Below are 24,644 nucleotides of genomic sequence, written 5' to 3'. Positions count from 1 at the left end.
GTTAGTCGTCCGATTTAGGTAGTTTGTCTGATATAGGTAGCTTGTCTGCTTTAAAGAGATGGTCTGATTTAAATGAATCTTCTGAGCCAAAGCTTGGAAACAAGTAGCTCTCTTCAATAGACACCGCCAGCCACTGATCGTTCCAGTTTTTAAGCAGCCAGAACTGAGGCAGTTGATAATAGGTAATACGCTGTGGCTCTTCTTGGTCTTGATACCATACCTCGATAGTGTGCGGGGTGTTCAGTTGTGGTGAGAGGTCGGTATAGGTTTGAGAATCGACTTCGGTGCCCACAAGTTCCTGCCATCGCTGCGACAACTCTTGCGCATTGGTAGTTTGAGGAAGTGTTGTATCTTTAAATTGATAAACCCAATGATCGTCTTCTAGCACAACGGACCAATTAGCAAAGTGCAAAGCTTGAAGCTCAGCTGCTGGATTTAAAAGAGAAGGATAAAAGCTGCTGACCGTAACTTCAGGTTCGGGCTCGATCAAATAAGCTTTGATCAATGTTGGAAGGTTTAACACCCCAATAAAAGCAATCACACTGAACATGAGTATGTTGTTCCATCGGCGTCCACGATATCTCATCTGATTCTGCTCATCTAACCTATTGAGTGTTCAGTATATCGTGAAAAAGGCGATACTTTCTATGTTGCGCTATTTTCTATCACATAAGCCCATCGGCAAGTGTAACGTCTGTGCGGTAGGTGCCAAATTGAGCCAATGAAACTTACGTCTATCAAAAACACTGAGTCTTCTCGAAAAAGCTTAAGCGACTCAAATTTTGGGCATAAAAAAACCCAGCTATAAGCTGGGTTTTTAATTTATTCTTCTATAAAAGAAGAGACAAAGGGGCTATCAATTACTTGATTTTAGCTTCTTTGTACATAACGTGCTGGCGAACTACTGGATCAAACTTTTTGATCTCAAATTTGCCTGGCATGTTACGCTTGTTCTTGTCAGTTGTGTAGAAGTGACCAGTTCCAGCAGAAGATACTAGACGGATTTTCTCACGAATGCCTTTAGCCATTGCTTAATTCCTCTTAAACGTTTTCGCCACGTGCACGGATATCAACAAGAACAGCATCGATGCCTTTCTTATCAATAATACGCATGCCTTTAGCAGTTAGACGTAGTTTAACAAAACGTTTTTCGCTCTCTACCCAGAAACGGTGAGTTTGTAGGTTCGGCAGAAAACGACGCTTGGTAGCATTGCGTGCGTGTGAACGGTTATTACCCGTTACTGGACGCTTACCAGTTACTTGACATACTCGGGACATGAATGTCTCTCCAAATCGTTTCAGCTCGATATCAACCTTGGTGGCCGAACCTCTCTATCAATTCTGAAAATAGAGGTAAAAACCATAATGGAAAATCCATTCAAGGCTATCAAAGGTCGCGTATTATACTAACTTGACATGCATTGCTCAAGACCCGAACAGATCCTTTTTAAGGATTTCGTGATCTTTTTTTGAACAGGGCAGCTATTTGAGTAATCAGAGCTGATTTAAGGTTCTAAAATGTGGGCGGAATGATAGCAGATTTAACGCAACTAACAACCTAAAATGTGATTCAAATCCATCCGCGCTCTGCAAAAGAGATAACTTCGCCATCTCCAACCACAAAATGGTCGAGAATTCGGATGTCCACCAGCGCCAATGCATCGATTAATCTGCGTGTAATTCGCCTATCTGCTTGGCTTGGCTCCGCGACACCAGAAGGATGGTTGTGCGCTAGGATTAATGCCGCAGCATTATGATGAAGTGCCCGTTTCACTACTTCTCTAGGGTAAACTGATGCTGCATCGATGGTTCCTTCAAACATCACTTCATCCTTTATTACTCTGTTTTGGTTATCTAAGAACAAGATATAGAAGGCTTCTCGCTGGCGATCACGCAATATGCTCGAAAGATACAACTTGGTATGGCTTGGGCTAGTGAGTGCATCACCTCGAGATAAAGTTTCGGCCAAATAACGTTGCGTCATCTCTAAAACGGCCTGCAACTGGACATATTTCGCCTGCCCCATCCCTTTATGAGCACAAAACTCAGTCTCGGTTGCAGAAAAAAGTTGGCGCAGCGAACCAAAATCTTTGATCAACTTGTCAGATAACTCTAAAACGTTCATCCCTTGTGTGCCGGTTCGAAGAAATATCGCTAACAACTCCGCATCACTTAAAGAGTCTGGCCCTCGACTCAGTAGTTTTTCTCTTGGCATCGACTCAACAGGCATCTTACTTATAGGCATATAAAGGCTATTTAGGGTCATTAATACGACCCGTCAGCTTAATGAGCTTGTCACCAGAGATCCTTTGATAAAGAGAAAAGGAAACGAGTCGCTAGCAAAACCGTGTAATTGATAGGTTTGATAACACCAACTTGATGAGCATCAAGTCTGTTCGAATTCTGCTTCTAGGCACTAATCCTTTGTTCTGATATCGTAAGTCCCAGAGAAATTAAGGAACAGAATCATGCAAACATTGGTTAATCAACTGAGTAACGCTGACCAACAAGGCCTAGCTGGAAAAAAAATCCTCCTTGGCATTAGTGGTGGTATCGCTGCGTATAAATGTGCCGAACTGACTCGACGCTTAATTGAACGTGGTGCGCAGGTACAAGTCGTCATGACGAATGCAGCCAAGGAGTTCATCACTCCTCTCACCATGCAAGCCGTCTCTGGAAGGCCAGTGTCTGATAGTTTGCTTGATCCTGCTGCTGAGGCTTCCATGGGGCACATCGAGCTCGCGAAATGGGCTGACCTCGTGTTATTAGCGCCAGCTACCGCAGATCTTATTGCTCGCATGACGGCGGGTATGGGCAACGACCTACTGACCACTCTGGTTTTAGCAACCGATGCGCCAGTTGCGGTATCTCCGGCAATGAACCAACAGATGTACAGCCACCCAGCGACTCAAGAGAACATCGCGACGCTAAAACGTCGTGGCTGTGAAATCTGGGGCCCTGCGGCTGGCGAACAAGCCTGTGGCGATGTGGGTATGGGACGTATGTTAGAGCCAATGCAGCTCGTGCACCGTTGCGAAGACTTCTTCCAACCTAAGCCGCTTGCTGGCCGTTCTGTGTTGATTACTGCAGGTCCAACTCGCGAAGCTATCGATCCTGTGCGTTACATTACTAACCACAGTTCGGGCAAGATGGGCTATGCACTGGCTGAAGCGGCCGCTAAACAAGGCGCAACAGTGACTCTAATCAGCGGTCCAGTATCACTAGCAACGCCAAATAAGGTTAATCGTATTGATGTCGACAGCGCTCAGCAGATGTTTGATGCTGTGAGTACCAATGCTGCTCAACACGATATATTCATTAGCTGCGCTGCAGTAGCCGACTATCGTCCACAGTCCATTGCAGACCAAAAGCTTAAAAAGGTCGATGGTAAAGACGACATGACCATTCAAATGGTTAAGAACCCAGACATTGTCGCTTCTGTTGCCTCAATGACAGAAGGCCGTCCATTTACTGTCGGCTTCGCTGCAGAAACTCAAGACGTTGAGAAGTACGCGCGCGGCAAACTGGAAAGAAAGAACCTCGATATGATTTGTGCTAACGATGTCTCTGTCGAAGGCCAAGGCTTCAATAGCAGCAGTAATGAATTGCACCTTTATTGGAAAGACGGTGATAAACCTCTGCCACTGGATAGTAAAGACACACTTGGTTTCCAGATCCTCGATCAGATCCAACAGCTTATTGGTGCATAAACGCACAAATTTGCTCTGACAATCTGCTGACACCTCTCGATTCTGTTGACCTAGGGCTCACAAAACTAGGAAACAGAATTGAATGGTGTTTATAATCCTGCTTCACTCAATCCTCATCTTTAGGAAAGGAAGTAAATAGATGGCTGGTACTCGAAAATCAAACCGTCGTGAAGAAATCCTACAAGCTCTCGCACAAATGTTGGAATCGACCGAAGGTGCTTCTCGTATCACAACGGTAAAGTTGGCCAAGCAAGTCGGCGTATCTGAAGCTGCGCTCTACCGCCACTTCCCAAGCAAAGCTCGCATGTTTGAAGGCCTAATAGAGTTCATTGAAGAAGCGTTGATGTCTCGAATCAACCGTATTCTCGATGAAGAAAAAGACACTCTTGAGCGTATCCGCCTCGTGATGCAACTTATCTTAGTCTTTTCTGAGCGCAACCCTGGTTTGACTCGTATTTTGTCGGGCCATGCCCTAATGTTTGAGAATGAGCGCCTGCGTGAACGCATCAATCAGCTTTTTGAGCGTATTGAGACTCAACTTCGCCAGATCTTACGTGAAAGGAAGCTTCGTGAAGGGAAATCGTTCCCTGTTGATGAGAAGATCTTAGCGGCTCAACTGCTCGGTCAGGTTGAAGGCAGTCTGAATCGATTTGTACGTTCTGACTTCAAATATCAACCAACCGAAAATTTTGATGCTTACTGGGCTCTGTTAAGCGCTCAGATTAAGTAGCAATCAAATTAAGTAGCAATCAAATCTTAAGTGATGGTTATGACGACGAAAACTTCTCCGACAAACAGCACTGCACAACACGTTATTACTAAGCCACCTTTTACTCTGGCACTGCTCCACCCTAAATATTGGGGAGTGTGGTTCGGTTTTGGGCTATTGGCGCTTATCGTTAATGTTCTCCCTTACCGTATATTATTACTGCTAGGTCGTTCATTGGGTTCTCTTGGGGCTCGTTATGGTAAAAAGCGCGTAGCGGTCGCAACACGTAACTTGGAACTCGCCTTCCCAGATAAGCCAGCAGACGAAGTCGCTGCCATGGTCAGTGAGAATTTTAAGAATACTGGTATGGCGCTGATCGAAACCGGCATTACTTGGTTTTGGCCGACGTGGCGCTTCAAAATAATCCTAGTAGATAAAGACACCCAAACACTACGAACTCACAAAGCCAACGGTAAAGGTGTTTTGTTGTGCTGTGTGCATGCCTTGAACCTAGAGATCACTGCGCGAGCAATGGCCGTTCTTGGTATTTCTGGTTTAGGTGTTTATCGCCCGCACAACAACCCAGCTTACGAATTCATTCAATACCGTGGTCGTACTCAGAACGGCAACCGCCTTATCCATCGTAAAGACGTTAAGCGTATGATTCGAATCCTGCGTCAGGGTGAGATCCTTTTCTATCTGCCGGATCATGACTACGGCCGTAACAAGTCTGTGTTTGTGCCTTTCTTCGCAGTAGAAGATGCATGTACCACAACAGGCACCAGTATTCTGGCTTACACTAGCCGATGCGCTCTTGTTCCGGGTTCAGGGTTTAGAAATGCCGATGGTAAGTATGAAATCATGGCGGATGAGTCAATAGAAGATGACTATCCACGCAAAGATGAAAAAGCCGCAGCCGCTTATCTAAACCGCTATCTTGAGAAAATTATCTTACGAGCACCAGAACAATGGATGTGGCTACACAAGCGCTTCAAAACCATGGAAGACCCAGAAATGGAACGCGGCATTCGTTATAAATAGATAAGAAAGCAGCTCATCTCAATAGAAAAGTAAAAGGCCCGAAAGAGTTATCTCTCTCGGGCCTTTTTGCTTTTTCGATTCTTAACCTAGAGCGCTAAACCATCAGGTTCAACTTCTTCAGCTTACGAATTAGATACCGTATTGAGCGCGGTACGCTTTTACAGATTCAAGATGTGCTGCGTCGGTGCCTTTCTCTTCAAGGAAGGTCACCAAATCAGTCAGGCTAACGATTGAGATAATCGCACAACCGAAGTCACGCTCTACTTCTTGAATCGCAGACAATTCGCCTTTGCCTTTCTCTTGACGGTCAATCGCAACAAGCACGCCCGCTAAGTCAGCGCCGTTTGCTTGGATGATTTCCATCGACTCACGAATCGCTGTACCTGCAGTGATCACGTCATCCACTAGCATGATACGACCTTCAAGTTCGCTACCCACTAGGTTGCCACCTTCACCGTGGTTCTTCGCTTCTTTACGGTTGAAGCAGTAAGGCGTGTCCACATCGTGGTGATCAGCAAGTGCAACCGCTGTTGTCGTTGCAATTGGGATACCTTTGTACGCAGGGCCAAATAGTACGTCGAACTCAATGCCTGAATCTGCCAATGCTGCTGCGTAGAAGCGACCTAAGCGTGCTAGGTCACGACCTGTATTAAACAATCCAGCATTGAAGAAGTAAGGGCTCTTACGGCCAGACTTTAAAGTAAACTCACCAAACTTAAGTACTTCTTTCTCTAGTGCAAATTCAATAAATTCACGTTGATATGCTTTCATGTTTTTCCTCTACGTTTATTCAATAAAACTTAATTAACTTAAACTCATCTCAGTATCTTCTAAGTAGTCGTGCTTTCCGCTAGGCAACAAGCTCGCGAACCCCGTGAGCTTACGAGTAGTAAGTGATTCGGGTGAGTAAGCGCAGTTAACAACGCGGAGGGCGCGAATACGACGAAGATAAAAAAATAGCCCCCAATGTGGGAGCTATCTAAAAACTAGTCGGCCAACGCAGCTTTCTGCGCTTCGACGATATCGGTAATGCCCTTATTCGCTAGGGCTAAAAGCTGCATCAGCTCTTCGTGGCTGAACGGTTCGCCTTCTGCGGTGCCTTGAATCTCAATCATCTTACCGTCTTCCGTCATTACAACGTTCATGTCGGTATCAGCTGCTGAGTCTTCAACGTACTCAAGGTCACACAGTGCTTGTGCACCAACGATGCCCACTGAAACTGCCGCTACGTGGCCTTTCATTGGGTTCTTTTTCAGTTTACCGCTTGCAAGTAAGCTGTTGATAGCATCAGCCATTGCAACGCTTGCACCTGAGATAGAAGCAGTACGAGTACCGCCGTCTGCTTGGATAACATCACAATCGACAGTGATCATGATTTCACCCATTACTTTCAGGTCAACAACAGCACGTAGGCTACGCGCGATCAGACGTTGGATTTCCATCGTACGACCACCTTGCTTACCGCTCGCCGCTTCACGACGGTTACGAGTGTGTGTTGCTCGTGGAAGCATACCGTATTCAGCGGTTACCCAACCCTTTCCTTGGCCTTTTAACCAACGCGGCACGTTTTCTTCTACCGTCGCATTACATAGAACTTTAGTGTTGCCGAACTCAACTAATACAGAACCTTCAGCATAAGCTGTGTAGTTACGAGTAATTTTAATTGGACGAATTTGATCTACAGCGCGGTCATTTGGACGCATTGGTATCTACCTTATTAACAGTCTGAAGTGATTTACTATCGAAAGAGTGCATCACCTAAGAAAGGGGTGAGACAGTTTTGATTGGGGCAAGATTATATAGCAGTTTATCTTTCAAATCTATTTACCATTCAAAGCGACTTACGACTTAAAGAGACTTACGACTCAAAGGTACTTACCGTGAAAGGCTATTTATCGCGGAAAAGAGACAAGCTTCGGGTGCACCCCGTATCGTGATACTATGCGTGCGCGTTATTTTCAGAATGATAAAAGACAGGAAAATTCGATGATTTATAGTATGACCGCGTATGCACGCAAAGAAGTAAAAGGCGATTGGGGTACAGCAGTATGGGAAATCCGTAGTGTAAACCAACGCTACCTTGAAACTTACTTCCGTATGCCTGAACAGTTCCGTGGTTTAGAGCCAATCTTACGTGAGCGTTTCCGTAAGCGTCTAGCTCGCGGCAAGGTTGAATGTAACCTACGTTTTGAAGCAAACCCAGCAGCGAAAGGCGAGCTAAGCATTAACGAAGGTTTGGCTCAGCAAGTAATCAACGCCGCTAACCAAGTAATGACCATGACAGGTGAAGACAGCCGTCTGAACCCATTCCAAGTTATGAACTGGCCTGGCGTGATGGAAACGCCAGAGCAAGACATGGATGCCATCAACAAAGATCTACTGGAAGCATTCAACGATGCCATCGCAGAGTTCATTGATGCTCGTGCTCGTGAAGGCGAGAACATGAAGGCGCTAATCGTACAGCGCTTAGATGCGATCACTGAAGAAGTGGTTAAAGTTCGCACACGCATGCCTGAGATCCTAGAATGGCAACGTGAGCGCCTTCTTACCAAATTTGAAGATGCTAAAATTGAACTTGAAGGTTCTCGTGTTGAGCAAGAACTTATCCTACTTGCGCAGAAGTCAGACGTAGCAGAAGAGCTAGACCGTTTAGACTCTCACGTGAAAGAAGCAAATGTCGTATTGAAGAAGGGTGGTGCTTGTGGCCGTAAGCTTGACTTCATGATGCAAGAGTTCAACCGTGAGTCAAACACGCTAGCGTCTAAGTCTATCAGCACAGACATCACAGCATCAGGCGTAGAGCTTAAGGTTCTTATCGAACAGATGCGTGAGCAGATCCAGAATATTGAATAACAGTTTGTCAGTAACACGCTGTGAATAAGCCATTAGCTGAATCAGTGTTGATTAGATCAAGATAAGCTCCTAGTTTTAGGGGCTTTTTTTATGGATACAATAATGCCAATCAGGATGAGTAAGTGAGCAGGTTGTTACGCAGGAGATTTGTTTGGAGCAAGAGATAGATACAGCTATAGATAGAACAGAGAAGCGGATTTAGCAAAGGATTTTAGAATATTTTGAGGGGGTATTACAGGTGGAACTAGAGGGGAAAGATTTAAGGGAGAAAGTGACGCAAGTTGCTAATGCAACCTGCGCCGACTTAAAATCTTATAGAGCTACAACGTTTGCAGCTTGAAGACCTTTTTGGCCTTGCTCTACTTCGAAAGACACTTGTTGGCCTTCTTTAAGAGTCTTGAAACCTTCAGATGCGATAGCACGGAAGTGAACGAATACGTCAGCGCCGCCGTTGTCTTGAGTTAGGAAACCGAAACCTTTCTCTTCGTTAAACCATTTTACTACGCCGTTTGTTTTGTTAGACATGATGTGTCCCTTATATAAAAATAAAAAATTAATCGCCAAAAGTGCGATGCGCTGAAAGCTTGAATTATTTAATGTATCTATGAAGCCAAGGGAAACACTGAGAATAACAATGAAGCAATACTAAGGGTTTTACTTTACAACTGATGTTTCATTTAATAACTCTGAAAACAGAGCGAGGCCATTCTTGGTGATCTGGGTCGGGTTGTAAAGCTTTATTTGAAAATAATTGATGTTTTTTTGTTCGGTTGGCTTAAATTACAGCCCTACTACGCCATTAAGCTCATTTATAACGCTTTGATCTTAAGAAATTTACTCATAGTACGACTCTCTAAGCACTCCCCCTCAGGTAAGTCCGTATTTCTAGTATGCATAGAAAAGCTCAACCCCATCCCAGGTTTGAACCAGTAATTAAGACGACCTTATTTTCTGGTTGTTGAGCTTTATTTGTCATCATTATGTCTTTTTGATGATTAGCACTGATGATCGGGTAAGTCTTGGGTTTTATAGAGATCGGCAATGTCGTGATTCTTATCTCTATGTTTAGCTTCATCTTCCCTTATGCAGAAAAGCACATCCAAAAACGTAGCATTCTCGGGTAAGCGATAATATTTAATCGCAATTTCAGGTGCGGGATGATTGGGCAACGTGCCATCTTGAATTTTCGAGATATATTCGGAGTAACTATTACAAGCTTCCTCTTCAAAATACCCAACGATCCTATGTGCCGTTTTAGATGAGACTAAGTAAATCAATCCATAGATGAGTAGAAAGATGAACTGTAATAGCATCACTAAAATGCGCTCTATAATGGACGGGTTGGTAACGGTAAGGAAAATCATCAAGTGCATCCGTTCATTATCCGCTTCGTCCAGTAGCTCTTTGATCCAACCACCATCGTCTTTCATGCGACGCAGAGCTTTGAGGTGATTGAACACTCCCGCCACCATGCCCGGCACCGCCGCTATGGTTTCCAACAACATGGCTCGTTTGGCTAAGTGTTTTCCATAAAACAAGTTAAGTGTCTTTTTGAGAAGTCGAGTAACAAGAAGTGCAACCTTTTCGGAGAAGATTTCAGGTTTATAATGAGTGCTTTCAAAATGCATAGCGTGTTCCTTATATGAGTCTAATACTTACTAATCAACATTCATGCCAAGACACAAAGCCTTGTACATCAAGGTAAAAACAACAATTAGAGTCTTATTGACAGCACAATTTCAGTAAAAAAAGAGACATGTTTATGTCTTTTAGACACACTAAGGACAATAAAAAACCCAGCAACATGGCTGGGCTCTTATTAGCTTATAACCTGATTGATTTACTCATCCGGCTGCTTGGTTCTTAGATCGACATATGGCCAATAATGATGCCCAACACGAATCAAGAGTGTTGCTGCGGCCAAGATAAATGCCGCTAAAGATAACCAAACGATCAATACCGCATCGAGTTCTTTCATGCCTAAAGTGATGTAACGAGCAATTGCCATCATCGCGATGTAGATGGGGTATCGCACTGGGATCTTACCGTTCATCACAAACTGCTGAACCATCGCCAACACTTCTAAATAGATAAACATCAGCAGAATGTCGGTCAATTGCACTCGGCGTTCAGCGAAGACATGCATGAACTCTTCGACCATCGCAAACAAGGTCGCCAGTGTGATCGCCACCAGCAATACCGCTTCCATAATGTGGAATACTTTTAAAAACGGCTTACTAAAAGATTTAGGCAAGTTAGAAGGCATAGTCACTCTTCAAAAAATAATTAATCCAGTCTCTACAATAGCATGCATCAATATAAGTCGCGTACTGTCAAAGCATCGCCATCAATTCATCGGTAACCACCAGTAAGAAGCAAAGGTAAGAAACAACAGATAAAACAATGGCCCCACATTCACTGCAGAGCCATCTGTTTGTCTTTTACTTAGCGGCTTTTTAGTGGCTAATAGCCTTAAAGCAGAATCAGGTAAGTTAAGAACACCACACACAGGCCGTAGATAAGTAGATACACTTCTTTATACAAATCAAAACCACTAAAAATAAACTCAATTAAATTAAGTGCCTAAGTTTGAAAGTGTCATAATAGTACACGCTGATATCGGAGTGAATATGGTTCAAAATCGTCATTTGGAATAGCAGATATGATTCCTCTCTTCTGCATGCCCTTTACTGAACAAAAACAACTGGTCACCTTTCACTTTATACATCAGTTCAATTTTAGCTCTTACCAGAGCGTCCATATCACGAACAAAGATCTCATTGCCAGTTGGCTTTAGATTCCAGTCGATATGTTGATAGGCAACCGATAGGAGACCATTCTCAGCAATGTAGTTTGCTTCATAATAGACTTCGTAGGGCTTGGTTTCTCCGACAAGTGTCTGAACATAACCTTTCTGAAAAATCAGCAAACTGTCATTTGAGGTAAACTCTAAAATAGAGCGATCAGCGATCTCTTGATAGTGACGATACCCTTGCGAAACAAACCCCTCATCAAGCTGAACACATGCCCAACGACTACCCGCTAACTGTTGTTGCTCAAACTTCCACTGATACAACGCCACACCGATGACACAGGTAGCAAGCGCAATATTGAAAACGACGACCGATTTTATCCGCATATTGATCGAGCCCTCCTAATTGCTTTCACCACCGTCTCTGATAAATCATCAATACTCACCGAATGATTCACGTAGCTTGCGTTCTTACTGCCGTGTTTCGCAAAAGCAAAAGTTTTAATCATATAAACGTCGTCGTCATAAGCAGACTCTGCGATTCGCAGATACATATCCGCATGACAGGTTGGAAACGATTGAGTCGCTAATTCATATGCGAGCAGTCGACCGTCACTTATTAAATAAGCACTGTCATAAAGATAAAAATCGGTCACGCCAATCTGAAAATGTTGATACTCACTAGGCTGGAGAAACTGTGGCTTTCGGATAAAAGGCTTAGTAAAAAAAACGAACACCAAACAGGCTAGCAGCAATACCGTTACAAACCCATGCCAAGAATACATGTTCATTTTCAAGGTAGGGGCAGGCTTAAGGCTCACCTCTTCTAAAACGATTTCTTGCTCTTGGCTAACCCGAATTGCTCGGTTTCCTATTTTCTTAATCGGCTCTTTGCCACTGTGAATGTTCAGAACGTAGCCAATTTTGCTGACTGTTTTCAAGGTGACATCGCGCGCGCGCAACTGCTCGAAGTTTTTCCTTAAACCTGAAATGACATTAGTGATCGCTTGGTCAGTGACTAATGCGCCCCCCCAACACGTTTCAAATAGTCGTTCACGAGTAACGTGAACACCCTGGTTTTCAAGTAACAAACTCAACACTGCATATGGAAGCGGGCGTAATTGAATACATTCACCATCGGCATTCGATAAAGTTAGAGTCGTTGGATCGAGAATCAAATTGGAAAAACAGACTCTATGCATACACTCACTATTACTGAAATTAGGGCTCACACAACCAAAAAACACACGCGTGAAGAGCTGGATCCTACCATTACCAAGTCAACTGCGTAAGCATTGAGTACAATCCATCTACCTAAAGCAAAAGTTCTTACAGAAAAAATACAACATCAACTATATCAATGAATTATGCAATAAAGATAAAAATATATAAAAGGGGAATTATCAATAAACCGACAACTCATGAAGTTTATATGAATTCCATCTTTAGTTTTATATTGCCATTGAACACATAATGCGCACCACTTTTTATCCCCGATGAGATGAATCTAATGAAAAAAGCAGTGATCCTTCTGGCAGCATTTTCTGCCTTTGCCAGTGCCCAAGAGCAAGCAGTTGAGAAAGACGTATCTGGCTTTTACCTAGGTGGTGGTTTTGGTACCACAACTTACGATGACGATGCCGCGTTTTCTACACTAGAAACAAAATACTCAACGCTTAAGTTGATTGGTGGCTATCAATTTAACCGCATTGTTGGCGTTGAAACACAATTCACCAAATACAGTAATATAACAGCATCAGGCTTGTCAGGTTATGCTATCGAGACAGCAGGCATATCTATTGCTGCAAACCTTGGCTACACCTTTGATAGCGGTTGGCGTCCATTTGGTACCATAGGTCTAACGCAGCTTTCATTTGATGTTGATGACTATGGTAGCAAAGATGAAACAGCATTGCGTCTGGGCGCAGGTGTAGAATACACACCAGCAAGCCTTGAGAACCTAAACTTCCGTGTGGCTTACGAAGTTGATACCTTCAGCGTTGATACTGGCCACTGGTTATACAATGATGTGACCGTTCAACTTGGTAGCTTCTACGCTGGCGCAACGTACAAATTCTAATAACGAACACTTCGTTGGCTAGTAAACGTAAAGAGGCGACCACCGTCGCCCTTTTTAGATGAACATCAGCAGAATGGCGGTAAGTTGAACTCAACGTTCAGCAAGAACGAGCATAAATTTAAGATACAACAGATACAACAGATACAACAGATACAACAGATACAACAGATACAACAGATACAACAGATACAAAAATGGCCCCACATTCACTGCAGAGCCATCTGTTTGTCTTTTACTTAGCGACTTTTTAGTGGCTAATTGGTAGTGGCGAATTAACCTTATAGAAGAATCAGGTAAGTTAAGAACACCACACACAGGCCGTAGATAAGTGGGTGTACTTCTTTGCGCTTACCTGCCACAACCATAGTAAATGCGTAGCTGATGAAGCCCATCGCCATGCCGTTTGCTGGTGAGAAGCTTAGCACTGTAAACATGATGGTGAAGAAAGCCGCAATGCGTGACTCTTTCTTTTCCCAGTTAATCTGACCAAGGCGACCCACCATGTAGATGCCTACCACTACCATCGCAGGCGCGACCATTGCCGCTGAGAAGATAGAGAAGATTGGGTATAGGAATAGAGACACTAGGAATAAGCCAGCCACCATGACTGCCGCTAAACCTGTTTTCGCACCTTGAGAAGAGGCAATACCCGATTCAGAGAAAGCAGTGATCGATGTGGTACCAAGAATCGAACCAATCACTGTTCCGCCCGCATCAGCAACTAAAGCCGATTTCGCATTTGGTACCTTGCCATCTTTGTCGATGATACCCGCATCACGACCAACACCAACAATCGTGCTTAAGCCATCGAAGAAATCGACAATCAGGAAGATAAGGACGATGAACAATAGGTCGAACATTTTCTCAGGGGTGAAAGCTGAGAAATCAAAGATCGCACCGAAGCTGCCCGCCATACTTGGTGGCATAGAAACGAATTGATCTGGGATTGGTGCGTTTGATGTACCTAAGAACACATCAGCCAAAATCGTCAATGCAATCGCTGAAACAAACGAGATAAACGTTGCCAGCTTAATGTCACGAACCATACAGCCCAGAGCGATGAAGATACTCACATAAGCGATAACCACTTGTGGGTCTGAGATGTCACCTAAGCCAACCAGTACAAACGGGTTAGACACGATGATGCCTGCATTCTTAAGTCCTAAGAAAGCAATGAATAAGCCGAGAGATACGGTAATCGCCAACTTCAAATCTTCAGGAATCGATTCAATCATCGACTTACGAATATTGGTCAATGAGAAAGCGAGATAAAGGATACCCGATAGGAAGATGCCAAATAGCGCTTCATTCCAAAGTACAGCGACTGAACCACTTAACAGTAAGCCTTTGAAGAAGCCGTTCATGCTCATACCTGGAGCCAGCATCACTGGGTAGTTACCCCAAATGCCCATGATAAGCGTTGCGATAGCAGCAGAAAGAGCGGTAGCCGTAAATACAGCCCCTTTGTCCATCCCCGGGATACCACCCAAAATTGCTGGGTTAACCGCCAAGATATAACTCATCGCTAGGAAGGTAATAAAACCTGCGTATAGCTCAGTGCTGATCGTGGTCTTTCTCTCTGAGAGTTTGAACATGGTGTCAAGCGAGCCAGACGTTTTCTGGGCTTTCAGGGTGGAGTCGGTATTCACAACAAAACCTATGTAATAAATTAAGAAATTTGAGATTCAAATGCTGTGAGAATAGAGGGATCTCTACACTAAAAACTGTAGTCACCAAGGTAGGCTCGGTAGTAGAAACATCTAGTCCATATCACTAGATATATACAGCATTTAATCGTTTGCGCGGATTGTAAGGATTGAGATTAAAACTTCAACAAATTTTGTCCAGATCACATAAAAAAGTGAAGATGACGAGTCATTGCAGTTATACAAAGATCCTTGAAAAGATCATTCGCTGATAAATAACGATCAAGCCAGTTGTTCTCAATCATCTAAATATGCTACTCTTCGCCTCCATTTTTCTGACCTAATTTTCACCAGTTGTCTCTATTGGTTTCACTCGTTATCCCTTTATAGATGTAACCACCGAAACAATTAGTAGATGCACCACCGGAACAAAAATTAGGGTCAGTGCTATCTTTTATAGTGTCGGTTTATCGCCCTCACTCAATCCAACCAACAGTGGAAATATACAGATGGGCATAGGTACTCTTTACATCGTATCTGCACCTAGTGGCGCAGGTAAATCGAGCTTGATCTCAGCAATGCTGGAAACCAATCCAACCTACGCAATGAAGGTATCTGTTTCACACACCACTCGCGGTATGCGCCCTGGTGAAGAAAATGGTGTTCACTACCACTTTGTAGAGAAACATCACTTTGAAGATCTCATCAAGAAGAGTGAGTTCCTAGAGTATGCTGAAGTATTCGGCAACTACTACGGTACGTCACGTGTTTGGATTGAAGAAAACCTAAACCGCGGTATCGATGTATTCCTAGATATCGACTGGCAAGGTGCTCGTCAGATCCGTGAACAAATGCCTCAAGCGAAGAGTGTCTTCATTCTTCCACCATCAAATGGTGAGCTAGAGCGTCGTTTAAATGTTCGCGGTCAAGATAGCGACGAAGTTATTGCGAAACGCATGAGCGAAGCAAAATCAGAGATTTCTCACTATGCAGAATACGATTATGTGATCGTGAATGATGACTTTGATGCAGCCTTAATGGACTTCAGAGCAATCATTCGTGCGGAACGCTTAAAAGAAGATAAGCAAGCAGCTAAATACAGCGGCATGCTTACAGCACTACTAGCGGAATAATCTCTGATACCAATCGTAGTAAACAACTGGTCATTCTAGCTTGCTAAAAAGCCTGATAACGTCGTTATAATTTTTGATTGTAGGGTCACTACTTATCGAAAAGTTCTGCCTTGTTCTCAAACTTTTTTCCGGCGCTATCTCTGAGCACTTATTTACTGTGATTGGTATAACTGGATTTTCCATTGAGATAAGTATACGGTGAGCTAGAAAGTCTCTAGTTAAACTTGTATACTTTCTCGTCATATAAAATTTATTAGTTAATTACTATTTGGAGTCCTCATGGCACGCGTAACTGTTCAAGACGCTGTTGAAAAAGTTGGCAACCGTTTCGACCTAGTTCTTATTTCGGCTCGCCGCGCACGTCAAATGCAAACTGGCGGCAAAGATTCACTAGTGCCTGAAGAAAACGATAAGCCGACGGTTATCGCTCTTCGCGAAATCGAAGAAGGTCTTATCACTAAAGACGTACTAGATGCTCGTGAGCGTCAAGAGCAACAAGAGCAAGAAGCGGCTGAACTTGCAGCAGTAAGCAGCATCGCTCACACTCGCTGATAGAATCAACGTCATTCGAACTAATTAACCTTCCGGGCCTTTAATTTGTATCTATTCGATAGCCTCAAAGACGTTGCCCAAGAATACCTAACAGAGCCTCAAATTGAGGCTCTGCGTCAATCTTATGTGGTAGCGAGAAATGCCCATGAAGGGCAAACCCGTTCAACGGGTGAACCATACATAATCCATCCTGTTGCTGTTTCAAGAATCCTGGCAGAAATGCGTCTGGATATCGAAACCCTGCAAGCCGCCCTACTCCACGATGTAATTGAAGATACTGAAGTTACAAAAGAGGAGCTAGAAGCTCAATTCGGCAATACCGTTGCTGAACTGGTTGATGGTGTATCTAAGCTGGATAAGCTTAAATTTCGTGATCGCAAAGAAGCGCAAGCAGAGAACTTCCGTAAGATGGTTCTCGCCATGGTGCAAGACATCCGCGTTATCTTGATCAAATTAGCTGACCGTACTCACAACATGCGTACGCTTGGGGCACTTCGTCCTGACAAAAAGCGTCGTATTGCTCGTGAAACTTTAGAGATCTATTCTCCGCTAGCTCACCGTCTTGGTATTCATAACATCAAGACCGAACTAGAAGAGTTGGGCTTCGAAGCCCTCTACCCTAACCGTTATCGCGTACTCAGAAATGTAGTGAAAGCTGCGCGTGGTAACCGTAAGGAAATGATCCAACGTATCCATAGCGAAATTGAAGGCCGTCTTGAAGAAGTCGGTTTGTCTGCTCGCGTCGTAGGTCGTGAAAAGAACTTGTTCTCCATCTATAACAAGATGAAAACCAAAGAGCAGCGCTTTCACACCATTATGGACATCTACGCTTTCCGCGTAGTGGTTGATACCCCAGACACTTGTTATCGCGCACTTGGCCAGGCTCACAGCTTGTACAAGCCACGCCCGGGACGCATGAAAGATTACATTGCGGTACCAAAAGCCAACGGCTACCAATCTCTTCATACGTCAATGATCGGCCCTCACGGGGTACCTGTAGAGGTTCAGATCCGTACCGAAGATATGGAGCAAATGGCCGATAAAGGCGTCGCGGCGCACTGGTCTTACAAAGGCAGTGGCTCACGCAGTAGCAATGGGACAACCGCACAGGTTAAAGCACAGCGTTGGATGCAGAGCTTACTTGAGCTTCAACAAAGCGCAGGTAACTCATTCGAATTCATTGAAAACGTTAAATCTGATCTGTTCCCAGATGAGATCTTCGTGTTCACGCCGAAAGGTCGTATCGTCGAACTTCCTGCGGGTGCAACAGCGGTCGATTTTGCTTACGCGGTACATACCGACGTCGGCAATATGTGTGTAGGGGCTCGCGTCGACATGAACCCTTACCCACTCAGCAAGTCGCTGAAGAACGGTCAAACCATTGAGATCATCAGTGCTCCGGGCGCACGTCCGAATGCTGCATGGCTCAACTACGTGGTGACCTCACGTGCTCGTACTAAGATCCGTCAGGTTCTGAAGACAATGCGCCGTGAAGAGTCGATTACCCTAGGCCGTCGTCTACTGAATCATGCACTTGGTGAACACTCTATTGCCGATATCGGCCAAGAGAACCTCGAGCATGTATTGTCTGACTTACGCCTAGAAAGCGTTGAAGACTTGCTAGCATCGATTGGTCTTGGCGAGCTGATGAGTATCGTCATTGCTCGTCGCCTACTGGGTGATGCTGACGAACTGACTGAAGTGAAAAACAACAGCGATGCGCCTAGGAAGAAACTAGCTATCCGCGGAGCTGAAGGTCTACTACTGACTTTTGCAAATTGTTGTCACCCGATCCCTGGCGATCACATCATTGCTCATGTATCTCCAGGTCGTGGCCTTGTGGTTCACCGCGAAACGTGTCCAAACGTCCGTGGCTACCAAAAAGAACCAGACAAATACATGGCGGTGGAATGGTCTGACGATTACGATCAAGAGTTCACAGCTGAACTTCAGATCGACATCCAAAACCACCAAGGTGCACTGGCAGAGTTAACGAACGTTATCTCAAAAACGGGCTCGAACATTCACGGTATTTCAACCGAAGAACGTGATGGACGCCTGTACACAGTGACTATCTTGCTGACAACCAAAGATCGTGTTCATCTTGCAAGTATTATGAAAAAGCTACGTGTGATGCCACACGCGCTGAAAGTAAAACGTCGTAAGAACTAGATCTAACAGCAGATAAATAAAGCAGATGAGAGATACGAGTCTCGAGATGCGAAGAGCAAAAGCTTTTCACCACCTCAACTCTTCGTATTTCGAGTCTGCTTTAATTTTTTGTACCGCCCTGTTCTTTTCTTAGCTCGCTTACCCAAGTCTCGAATCTGCTCTTATCTCTTCGTATCTCGTTTACTCGCATCTCGAATCTGCTCTTAATCTCTTCGCATCTCGTTTACCCACATCCCGTATCTGCTCTTATCTCTTCGAATCTCGTTTACCCGTATCCCGCATCTGCTCTAATCTTTTCGCATCTCGTTTACCCGCATCCCGCCTCTACTCTTATTCCCTTCGCATCTAGCTTACTCGCAACCCGAACCTGCTCTTAATCTCTTCGCATCTCGTTTACCCGTATCCCGCATCTACTCTTATTCCCTTCGAATCTCGTTCACTCTCATCCCTCATCTGCTTCTAAGCTTTACCCTGTACAAAAATCCAGTAAAATGCTTGAATAGATTATCTCTCTTACGTTTATGAGCCTTGTTATGTCACAGCTTTTATCTGCTATCCCTCTCAACTCTTTATCTGGAGTCGGCGCTAAAGTCGCAGAGAAACTAGAGAAGGTTGGGCTTAACAATGTACAAGACCTGCTGTTTCACCTGCCTTTGCGCTATGAAGATCGAACGCGTATCTATCCCATCGTAAAACTGCATGCTGGTTTATGGGCAGCAGTGCAAGGCAAGGTAATGCACGTCGATACCATTTTCGGCAAACGTAAGATGCTCGCAGTAAAGATCAGTGATGGTAATGGCACTATTACCCTACGTTTTTTCAACTTCACTGCAGGCATGAAGAATAACTTTGCCGAAGGCAAACAAGTGCATGCTTATGGTGAGATCAAGCGCGGTAATATGGGGCTTGAGATTGTCCATCCCGACTACAAATTCTTTGCGCCGAGGCAACAGCCAGACGTTGAAGCCAACCTAACTCCAGTGTACCCAACCACTGAAGGACTAAGACAAGTCACGCTGCGTAACCTTACCGATCAAGCTTTAGAGTTAATCGACAAGGCCGCAGTTAATGAGTTGCTTCCATCCGGTTTATACGACCACCAAATAACACTCGCGCAAGCACTGCATACCATTCACAGGCCTCCTCCGGGCATTGACCTAGAGCTGTTTGATGAAGGTAAACACCCTGCGCAGCTGCGCCTGATTATGGAAGAGCTACTGGCTCAAAACCTATCGATGCTGTCTGTTCGTAGCAAAGGACAGCAAGACAAAGCGATGCCTTTCCCTCAGGTAAACACCCTCAAAGATAAGTTGTTAGCTCAACTTCCATTTTCACCAACCAATGCTCAAGTAAGGGTGACTAAAGAGATCGAAGCCGACCTTGAAAAGCCACACCCTATGATGCGTTTAGTACAGGGTGATGTAGGTTCAGGTAAAACCTTAGTCGCCGCACTGGCAGCCGTTCGCGCACTCGAACATGGTCAGCAAGTGGCACTGATGGCACCAACCGAGCTATTGGCAGAACAGCACGCGATTAACTTTGCTAACTGGTTTGAGGCGATGGGCATTCAAGTCGGTTGGCTGGCAGGTAAACTCAAAGGTAAAGCTCGTGAAACGGAACTAACACGTATTGCCAGCGGCGAAGCGCAAATGGTGGTCGGTACTCATGCGCTATTCCAAGAACATGTCGAGTTCAAAAACCTTGGCTTAGTGATCATTGATGAGCAACACCGATTTGGCGTCCACCAGCGATTAGAACTGCGTGAGAAAGGCGCAAAGCAAGGCTACTACCCCCATCAGTTGGTCATGACCGCGACCCCAATCCCACGAACGTTAGCAATGACGGCCTATGCCGACCTTGAAACTTCTATTATTGATGAACTGCCACCGGGACGAACACCAATTCAAACCGTGGCAATTCCTGATACCAAGCGCGATGACATTGTTGAACGTGTGAAAAATGCGTGTCTCAATGAAGGCAAACAAGCCTACTGGGTGTGTACGCTGATTGATGAATCAGAAGTACTTGAAGCTCAAGCTGCAGCTGATACGGCAGAAGAGCTGCAACGCAAACTGCCTGACGTAAAAATTGGTTTAGTGCACGGTCGAATGAAACCCGCCGAGAAACAAGCGGTAATGCGAGACTTCAAAGAGAACAAGCTGCACCTGTTGGTCGCTACAACCGTCATCGAAGTAGGTGTGGATGTACCGAACTCGAGCTTAATGATCATCGAGAACCCAGAGCGCCTTGGCCTAGCACAACTGCACCAACTACGAGGCCGTGTTGGCCGTGGTTCAGTCGCAAGCCATTGTGTACTGCTGTATCACTCGCCACTGTCTAAAACCGCTCAGAAGCGCTTAGGTGTGCTTCGTGAAAGTAACGATGGCTTTGTGATTGCACAACGCGATTTAGAGATCCGTGGCCCCGGTGAACTGCTTGGCACCAAACAAACTGGCTTAGCGGATTTCAAGATTGCCGACTTAGTCCGTGACCAAAGGTTGATCCCTGAAGTGCAGCGTATTGCGCGTCATATTCACGATAGCTACCCAGACAACGCCAAGGCGATCATCAACCGCTGGCTAGGCGAGCGCGATGTTTACTCTAAGGCTTAATTAGCAAAAACACTGTCATTCAAAAACGTAAAAGGCTTCCTCAAGGAAGCCTTTTTAATGCTAGTAAATTCAAACCTAAGGCTTCACAGGGAAACTGATCTGCGCTTTTAAGCCACCTTCACTGCGGTTATTCACGACTACCGCGCCTTGGTGCTGGCTGACAATACGTTTCACAATCGCCAAGCCTAAGCCGGTACCTTCACTGCCACGAGCGGTGTCACCACGCGTGAACGGTTCAAACAACTTACCGACTTGGTCTTGCGGGATCCCCGGGCCATTATCTTCAACGGTCACCCAAGCCAGTTTATTATCGGCCGTCATGCCAGTCGATACCTTGACCCAACCATTGCCATAGCGCAGCGCATTCACCACCAAGTTACTCACGGCACGCTTCATCGCGATCGGGTTACCTAGCGCAGGCTTCATCGACTCTGGAATATCGGTTTCAATTTGTACCTCGTAGCCACCTTCAGAGCTAGAAACTTCTCGGGCAATATCATCGACAAATACCTCTTGGAATGAATCTCGATCAACGGGCTTTAGGTAATCCATAAACTGGCTGATGATCTCATTACACTCTTCGGTATCACTGATGATCCCTTCCGCTAAATAGCTGTCTTCTGGTGACATCATCTCGGTCGCTAAGCGAATACGCGTTAACGGAGTACGTAAATCATGACTGATACCTGCCATCAACAAAGCGCGGTCTTCTTCGAGTTCTTGGATACCTTTCGACATCTGATTAAAGGCTCGAGTTACCGAGCGGATCTCTTGCGCACCTTGTACTGGTAGCGGTGGTGGAATATCACCACGCCCCACACCTTGGGCGGCTTTCTCTAGCGCTATCAAAGGCCGGTTTTGCAAGCGAATGAACAGCCAGCCACCCGCGACAATCAACATCGCCATGATCAGGCTGTTACGGAACAGAGGCGCAAAGTCTTCTTCTTGCAGCTCAGACAGAGGAATACGAATCAAGGAGTTAGGCAGCTGTGCGATGTCCATCCACAACACGTAGCTATCTTTACCCAAGATCAATCGCACTTCGGTTTCAGAGCCCAACTCTTTGGTCATCTCCTCACTCATCAGGTCGATTGCTACTGCATGGTAATACTCACCCGCAGCTTCGCTGTCCTTGGCGTGAACCGTCACTCCTAGCTGCTCAAGCACACGTTGACGTAGTGGTGCATCAATCTCGATATCACTGCCTTGATCCAAGACGAGGTTTAGCTCGTGAGCCAGAATCTTATTAAACTGCTGCAAACTCGGCATCAATGCATAATTGAACACCGCGTAATACGAAAAAATTTGGCTGGCAACCAACAGGGTTAAGAAGAGCACTATCGACTGAGTAAAGGAGCTACGTATGCGCATAGAAGACCTAAATTGAGGGGATGATAAAGGGATATAATGGAAACTATAACTCTAAACCCTTGTGCTGAATACAAAACGGGCCATCGCATTTTAATGAGATGACCCGTAAATTCACAGAACCGATGAAGCTGATATAGAGCTTACAAAACCGGCTTAGACTGCTTTGCCATCTGGAACGAATACGTAACCCAAGCCCCACACCGTTTGGATATAACGAGGTTTACTTGGATCTTCTTCAACTAGACGACGCAGACGAGAAATCTGAACATCGATAGAACGTTCCATCGCTGAATACTCACGGCCACGCGCCATGTTCATCAGCTTATCGCGAGACATTGGCTCACGAGCGTTAGTGACCAGTGACTTCAGAACCGCAAATTCACCGGAGGTAAGAGGCATTGGCTCTTCGCCGCGGAACATTTCACGTGTACCTAGGTTCAAGCGGAACTCACCAAATGCAACCACAGATTCTTCTGTGCTTGGCGCTCCCGGCGCTTCAATCACTTGGCGGCGCATTACCGCTTTGATACGCGCTAGTAGTTCGCGAGGGTTAAATGGTTTTGGCAGGTAATCATCCGCACCCACTTCCAAGCCCACAATGCGATCCACTTCATCACCCTTTGCCGTCAGCATAAGGATAGGTAGCGAGTTGTTTGCGTTTCTTAGACGACGACAGATCGAAAGACCATCTTCGCCCGGCAACATTAAATCCAATACCATCAAGTGAAAATTTTCACGGGTTAACAGGCGGTCCATCTGCTCACTGTTTGCCACGCTACGCACTTGAAAGCCTTGCTCTGACAGATAGCGTTCTAGCAATGCACGTAGACGAGCATCGTCATCGACCACTAAAATTTTGTAGTTTTCTTGCATGTAATGGTTCCACCTATTAAAGCTTAAACCTGAGGTTAAGCATTCTTGGTAAATTGTATATTGGTATAAGACATTAAAAATGTAACATTATTGGGGAAAAAGTCGCCTAAATAATTGTTAACGTATGTTGCCTTTCTATATATTCTATCTTAGATCATCATTTCATTAAGTCAGATTTATGAAAACCAAACTTATCACCCGCGAAGGTTATAACAAGCTCAAAGCAGAACATGACCACTTATGGCACGAGAAGCGCCCAGAAATAACCAAAATAGTCACTTGGGCTGCAAGCCTTGGAGATCGATCAGAAAACGCAGATTACACCTTCAATAAGCGTTTGCTTCGTCAGATTGATCGCCGAGTCCGTTTCTTAAGAAAATTCCTACCTGATGTGACTATCGTTGATTACTCACCGCAACAAGAAGGTAAGGTATTTTTCGGTGCTTGGGTGGAAATTGAGAATGATGATGGGGAAATGAAGAAGTTTCGTATTGTCGGCCCTGAAGAGATCTACGGTGATGCGAAAGGTTATATCTCTATCGACTCGCCAATGGCTAGAGCTCTGCTCAAGAAAGAAGTGGATGATGAGTTTACGGTAACCACACCGGAAGGCGATAAAGAGTGGTTCATTAACTCGATTCGCTACGCAGACGACGCGTAAAGTTTATGCCTTGGCTTATGGCTTATGGCTTATGGCTTATGGCTTAGCGTGATTAACCGGCCATCACAGGTCGAGCAGACAAACTCAAACTCCAGATAAAAGAAAACCCCGCTAGGCTTGCGCCTGGCGGGGTTAAGTCTCTATCGCAGCAATCCGGCTACTGTTTATCTCTTCGAGATAAGGTGCTCCCTGCATCTGTCCTTGATAGTGGCTAAATCCTTTAACCAATTTCCTTTTTGTTCATCGCCATCCTAGCGGTGTCCATTCTAGCCTGTCATCCTGACTGGCGAATCTCATCCAGAGATTATTACTTCCTTGCTGACCACTCATCCTAAGTAATCAAATCTTCATCCTGAAGATACCTAGTCCATTAGGCTTTTTCCTGTTCCTGCCAACTCCCTGTCGACAAGTTAAATATTACGGTATTTGGGCGAGTTTCCTAGATAGTCCCAAAAAACATTTCAGGTGAGAAATACGCA

24 protein-coding genes and 1 riboswitch are annotated in these 24,644 nt (G+C 45.0%); of the genes, 10 read left to right on the top strand and 14 right to left on the bottom strand.

Annotation, left to right across the window (positions count from 1 at the left end; translation table 11 throughout):
* Position 1 precedes the first annotated feature (1 nt).
* The 4 genes from AC3CH4_RS00745 to radC form a co-directional block, all read right to left on the bottom strand.
* Positions 2-550, bottom strand: a complete 549-nt coding sequence (locus tag AC3CH4_RS00745) for a hypothetical protein (protein WP_488543145.1) — start codon at positions 548-550, stop codon at positions 2-4.
* A 310-nt stretch (positions 551-860) separates the two neighbouring features.
* Positions 861-1,028 (bottom strand): 50S ribosomal protein L33, encoded by a 168-nt coding sequence (rpmG, locus tag AC3CH4_RS00740; protein WP_002535344.1) that lies wholly within the window; start codon positions 1,026-1,028, stop codon positions 861-863.
* 13 nt (positions 1,029-1,041) lie between these two features.
* Positions 1,042-1,278 (bottom strand): 50S ribosomal protein L28, encoded by a 237-nt coding sequence (rpmB, locus tag AC3CH4_RS00735; RefSeq protein WP_004728407.1) that lies wholly within the window; start codon positions 1,276-1,278, stop codon positions 1,042-1,044.
* Between the two features lie 292 nt (positions 1,279-1,570).
* Positions 1,571-2,245: a RadC family protein gene (gene radC, locus AC3CH4_RS00730; RefSeq protein ID WP_102545150.1), complete on the bottom strand. Its 675-nt coding sequence runs from the start codon at positions 2,243-2,245 to the stop codon at positions 1,571-1,573.
* Between the two features lie 223 nt (positions 2,246-2,468).
* Between radC and coaBC the strand changes: the two genes are divergently transcribed.
* The 3 genes from coaBC to lpxL all read left to right on the top strand — a co-directional run bounded on the left by coaBC (position 2,469) and on the right by lpxL (position 5,460).
* Entirely contained in the window at positions 2,469-3,710 is a 1,242-nt protein-coding gene (gene coaBC, locus AC3CH4_RS00725) for a bifunctional phosphopantothenoylcysteine decarboxylase/phosphopantothenate--cysteine ligase CoaBC (protein ID WP_488543144.1), read from the top strand.
* A gap of 139 nt (positions 3,711-3,849) precedes the next feature.
* A complete protein-coding gene (gene slmA, locus AC3CH4_RS00720) occupies positions 3,850-4,440 on the top strand; it encodes a nucleoid occlusion factor SlmA (protein WP_016768952.1) in 591 nt (196 codons plus the stop codon).
* A 39-nt stretch (positions 4,441-4,479) separates the two neighbouring features.
* Entirely contained in the window at positions 4,480-5,460 is a 981-nt protein-coding gene (lpxL, locus tag AC3CH4_RS00715; RefSeq protein ID WP_488526781.1) for an LpxL/LpxP family Kdo(2)-lipid IV(A) lauroyl/palmitoleoyl acyltransferase, read from the top strand.
* 129 nt (positions 5,461-5,589) lie between these two features.
* On the opposite strand, the gene pyrE is transcribed toward lpxL, so the two are convergent.
* On the bottom strand, positions 5,590-6,231 hold the full coding sequence (pyrE, locus tag AC3CH4_RS00710; RefSeq protein ID WP_004735727.1) for an orotate phosphoribosyltransferase: 642 nt from the start codon (positions 6,229-6,231) through the stop codon (positions 5,590-5,592).
* Between the two features lie 215 nt (positions 6,232-6,446).
* On the bottom strand, positions 6,447-7,163 hold the full coding sequence (gene rph, locus AC3CH4_RS00705) for a ribonuclease PH (protein WP_004735726.1): 717 nt from the start codon (positions 7,161-7,163) through the stop codon (positions 6,447-6,449).
* 283 nt (positions 7,164-7,446) lie between these two features.
* Here rph and AC3CH4_RS00700 point away from each other — a divergent pair, with 283 nt between their 5' ends.
* Positions 7,447-8,313: a YicC/YloC family endoribonuclease gene (locus AC3CH4_RS00700; protein WP_114634198.1), complete on the top strand. Its 867-nt coding sequence runs from the start codon at positions 7,447-7,449 to the stop codon at positions 8,311-8,313.
* 312 nt (positions 8,314-8,625) lie between these two features.
* On the opposite strand, the gene cspE is transcribed toward AC3CH4_RS00700, so the two are convergent.
* The 5 genes from cspE to AC3CH4_RS00675 form a co-directional block, all read right to left on the bottom strand.
* Positions 8,626-8,838 carry a transcription antiterminator/RNA stability regulator CspE gene (gene cspE, locus AC3CH4_RS00695; RefSeq protein ID WP_004735656.1) on the bottom strand — a complete coding sequence of 71 codons (213 nt, stop codon included), beginning with the start codon at positions 8,836-8,838 and terminating at the stop codon, positions 8,626-8,628.
* Between the two features lie 470 nt (positions 8,839-9,308).
* On the bottom strand, positions 9,309-9,941 hold the full coding sequence (locus AC3CH4_RS00690) for an alternative oxidase (protein WP_114634193.1): 633 nt from the start codon (positions 9,939-9,941) through the stop codon (positions 9,309-9,311).
* Between the two features lie 212 nt (positions 9,942-10,153).
* On the bottom strand, positions 10,154-10,579 hold the full coding sequence (locus AC3CH4_RS00685) for a phosphate-starvation-inducible protein PsiE (protein ID WP_017079068.1): 426 nt from the start codon (positions 10,577-10,579) through the stop codon (positions 10,154-10,156).
* A 378-nt stretch (positions 10,580-10,957) separates the two neighbouring features.
* Positions 10,958-11,452 carry a hypothetical protein gene (locus AC3CH4_RS00680; RefSeq protein WP_054547976.1) on the bottom strand — a complete coding sequence of 165 codons (495 nt, stop codon included), beginning with the start codon at positions 11,450-11,452 and terminating at the stop codon, positions 10,958-10,960.
* Complete coding sequence (locus AC3CH4_RS00675; protein ID WP_488543143.1) at positions 11,443-12,267, bottom strand: winged helix-turn-helix domain-containing protein; 825 nt, start codon at positions 12,265-12,267, stop codon at positions 11,443-11,445. Before AC3CH4_RS00675 ends, AC3CH4_RS00680 begins: the two co-directional genes overlap by 10 nt.
* Positions 12,268-12,575: 308 nt before the next feature.
* Here AC3CH4_RS00675 and AC3CH4_RS00670 point away from each other — a divergent pair, with 308 nt between their 5' ends.
* The gene (locus AC3CH4_RS00670) at positions 12,576-13,145 is read left to right on the top strand and encodes an outer membrane protein (protein ID WP_171328759.1); all 570 of its coding nucleotides are present in this window, start codon (positions 12,576-12,578) and stop codon (positions 13,143-13,145) included.
* Positions 13,146-13,423: 278 nt separating this feature from the next.
* Here the strand turns inward: AC3CH4_RS00670 and AC3CH4_RS00665 are convergent, their stop codons facing one another.
* Complete coding sequence (locus AC3CH4_RS00665; RefSeq protein WP_065207346.1) at positions 13,424-14,794, bottom strand: NCS2 family permease; 1,371 nt, start codon at positions 14,792-14,794, stop codon at positions 13,424-13,426.
* Positions 14,795-14,852: 58 nt separating this feature from the next.
* Positions 14,853-14,952: riboswitch (purine riboswitch) on the bottom strand.
* Positions 14,953-15,300: 348 nt separating this feature from the next.
* Between AC3CH4_RS00665 and gmk the strand changes: the two genes are divergently transcribed.
* From gmk to recG, 4 genes are all read left to right on the top strand, one after another.
* The gene (gmk, locus tag AC3CH4_RS00660; RefSeq protein WP_017109197.1) at positions 15,301-15,924 is read left to right on the top strand and encodes a guanylate kinase; all 624 of its coding nucleotides are present in this window, start codon (positions 15,301-15,303) and stop codon (positions 15,922-15,924) included.
* A gap of 279 nt (positions 15,925-16,203) precedes the next feature.
* Positions 16,204-16,476, top strand: a complete 273-nt coding sequence (gene rpoZ / locus AC3CH4_RS00655; RefSeq protein WP_004735648.1) for a DNA-directed RNA polymerase subunit omega — start codon at positions 16,204-16,206, stop codon at positions 16,474-16,476.
* Positions 16,477-16,521: 45 nt separating this feature from the next.
* Positions 16,522-18,648: a bifunctional GTP diphosphokinase/guanosine-3',5'-bis pyrophosphate 3'-pyrophosphohydrolase gene (gene spoT / locus AC3CH4_RS00650; RefSeq protein ID WP_004735646.1), complete on the top strand. Its 2,127-nt coding sequence runs from the start codon at positions 16,522-16,524 to the stop codon at positions 18,646-18,648.
* Between the two features lie 533 nt (positions 18,649-19,181).
* Entirely contained in the window at positions 19,182-21,260 is a 2,079-nt protein-coding gene (gene recG / locus AC3CH4_RS00645; protein WP_488543142.1) for an ATP-dependent DNA helicase RecG, read from the top strand.
* Positions 21,261-21,335: 75 nt separating this feature from the next.
* Here the strand turns inward: recG and envZ are convergent, their stop codons facing one another.
* Together envZ and ompR are read right to left on the bottom strand one after the other, a co-directional pair.
* Entirely contained in the window at positions 21,336-22,631 is a 1,296-nt protein-coding gene (envZ, locus tag AC3CH4_RS00640; RefSeq protein WP_488543141.1) for a two-component system sensor histidine kinase EnvZ, read from the bottom strand.
* A 153-nt stretch (positions 22,632-22,784) separates the two neighbouring features.
* On the bottom strand, positions 22,785-23,504 hold the full coding sequence (gene ompR, locus AC3CH4_RS00635) for an osmolarity response regulator transcription factor OmpR (protein ID WP_004735642.1): 720 nt from the start codon (positions 23,502-23,504) through the stop codon (positions 22,785-22,787).
* Between the two features lie 178 nt (positions 23,505-23,682).
* On the opposite strand from ompR, the gene greB reads away from it, so the two are divergent.
* Positions 23,683-24,165 carry a transcription elongation factor GreB gene (gene greB, locus AC3CH4_RS00630; protein ID WP_017079316.1) on the top strand — a complete coding sequence of 161 codons (483 nt, stop codon included), beginning with the start codon at positions 23,683-23,685 and terminating at the stop codon, positions 24,163-24,165.
* Positions 24,166-24,644: the final 479 nt, after the last annotated feature.

The organism is Vibrio sp. QJM3NY_26, assembly GCF_057786005.1.
Note: the sequence above shows the minus strand (reverse complement) of the source record. Positions and strands in the feature narration are given on the sequence as shown.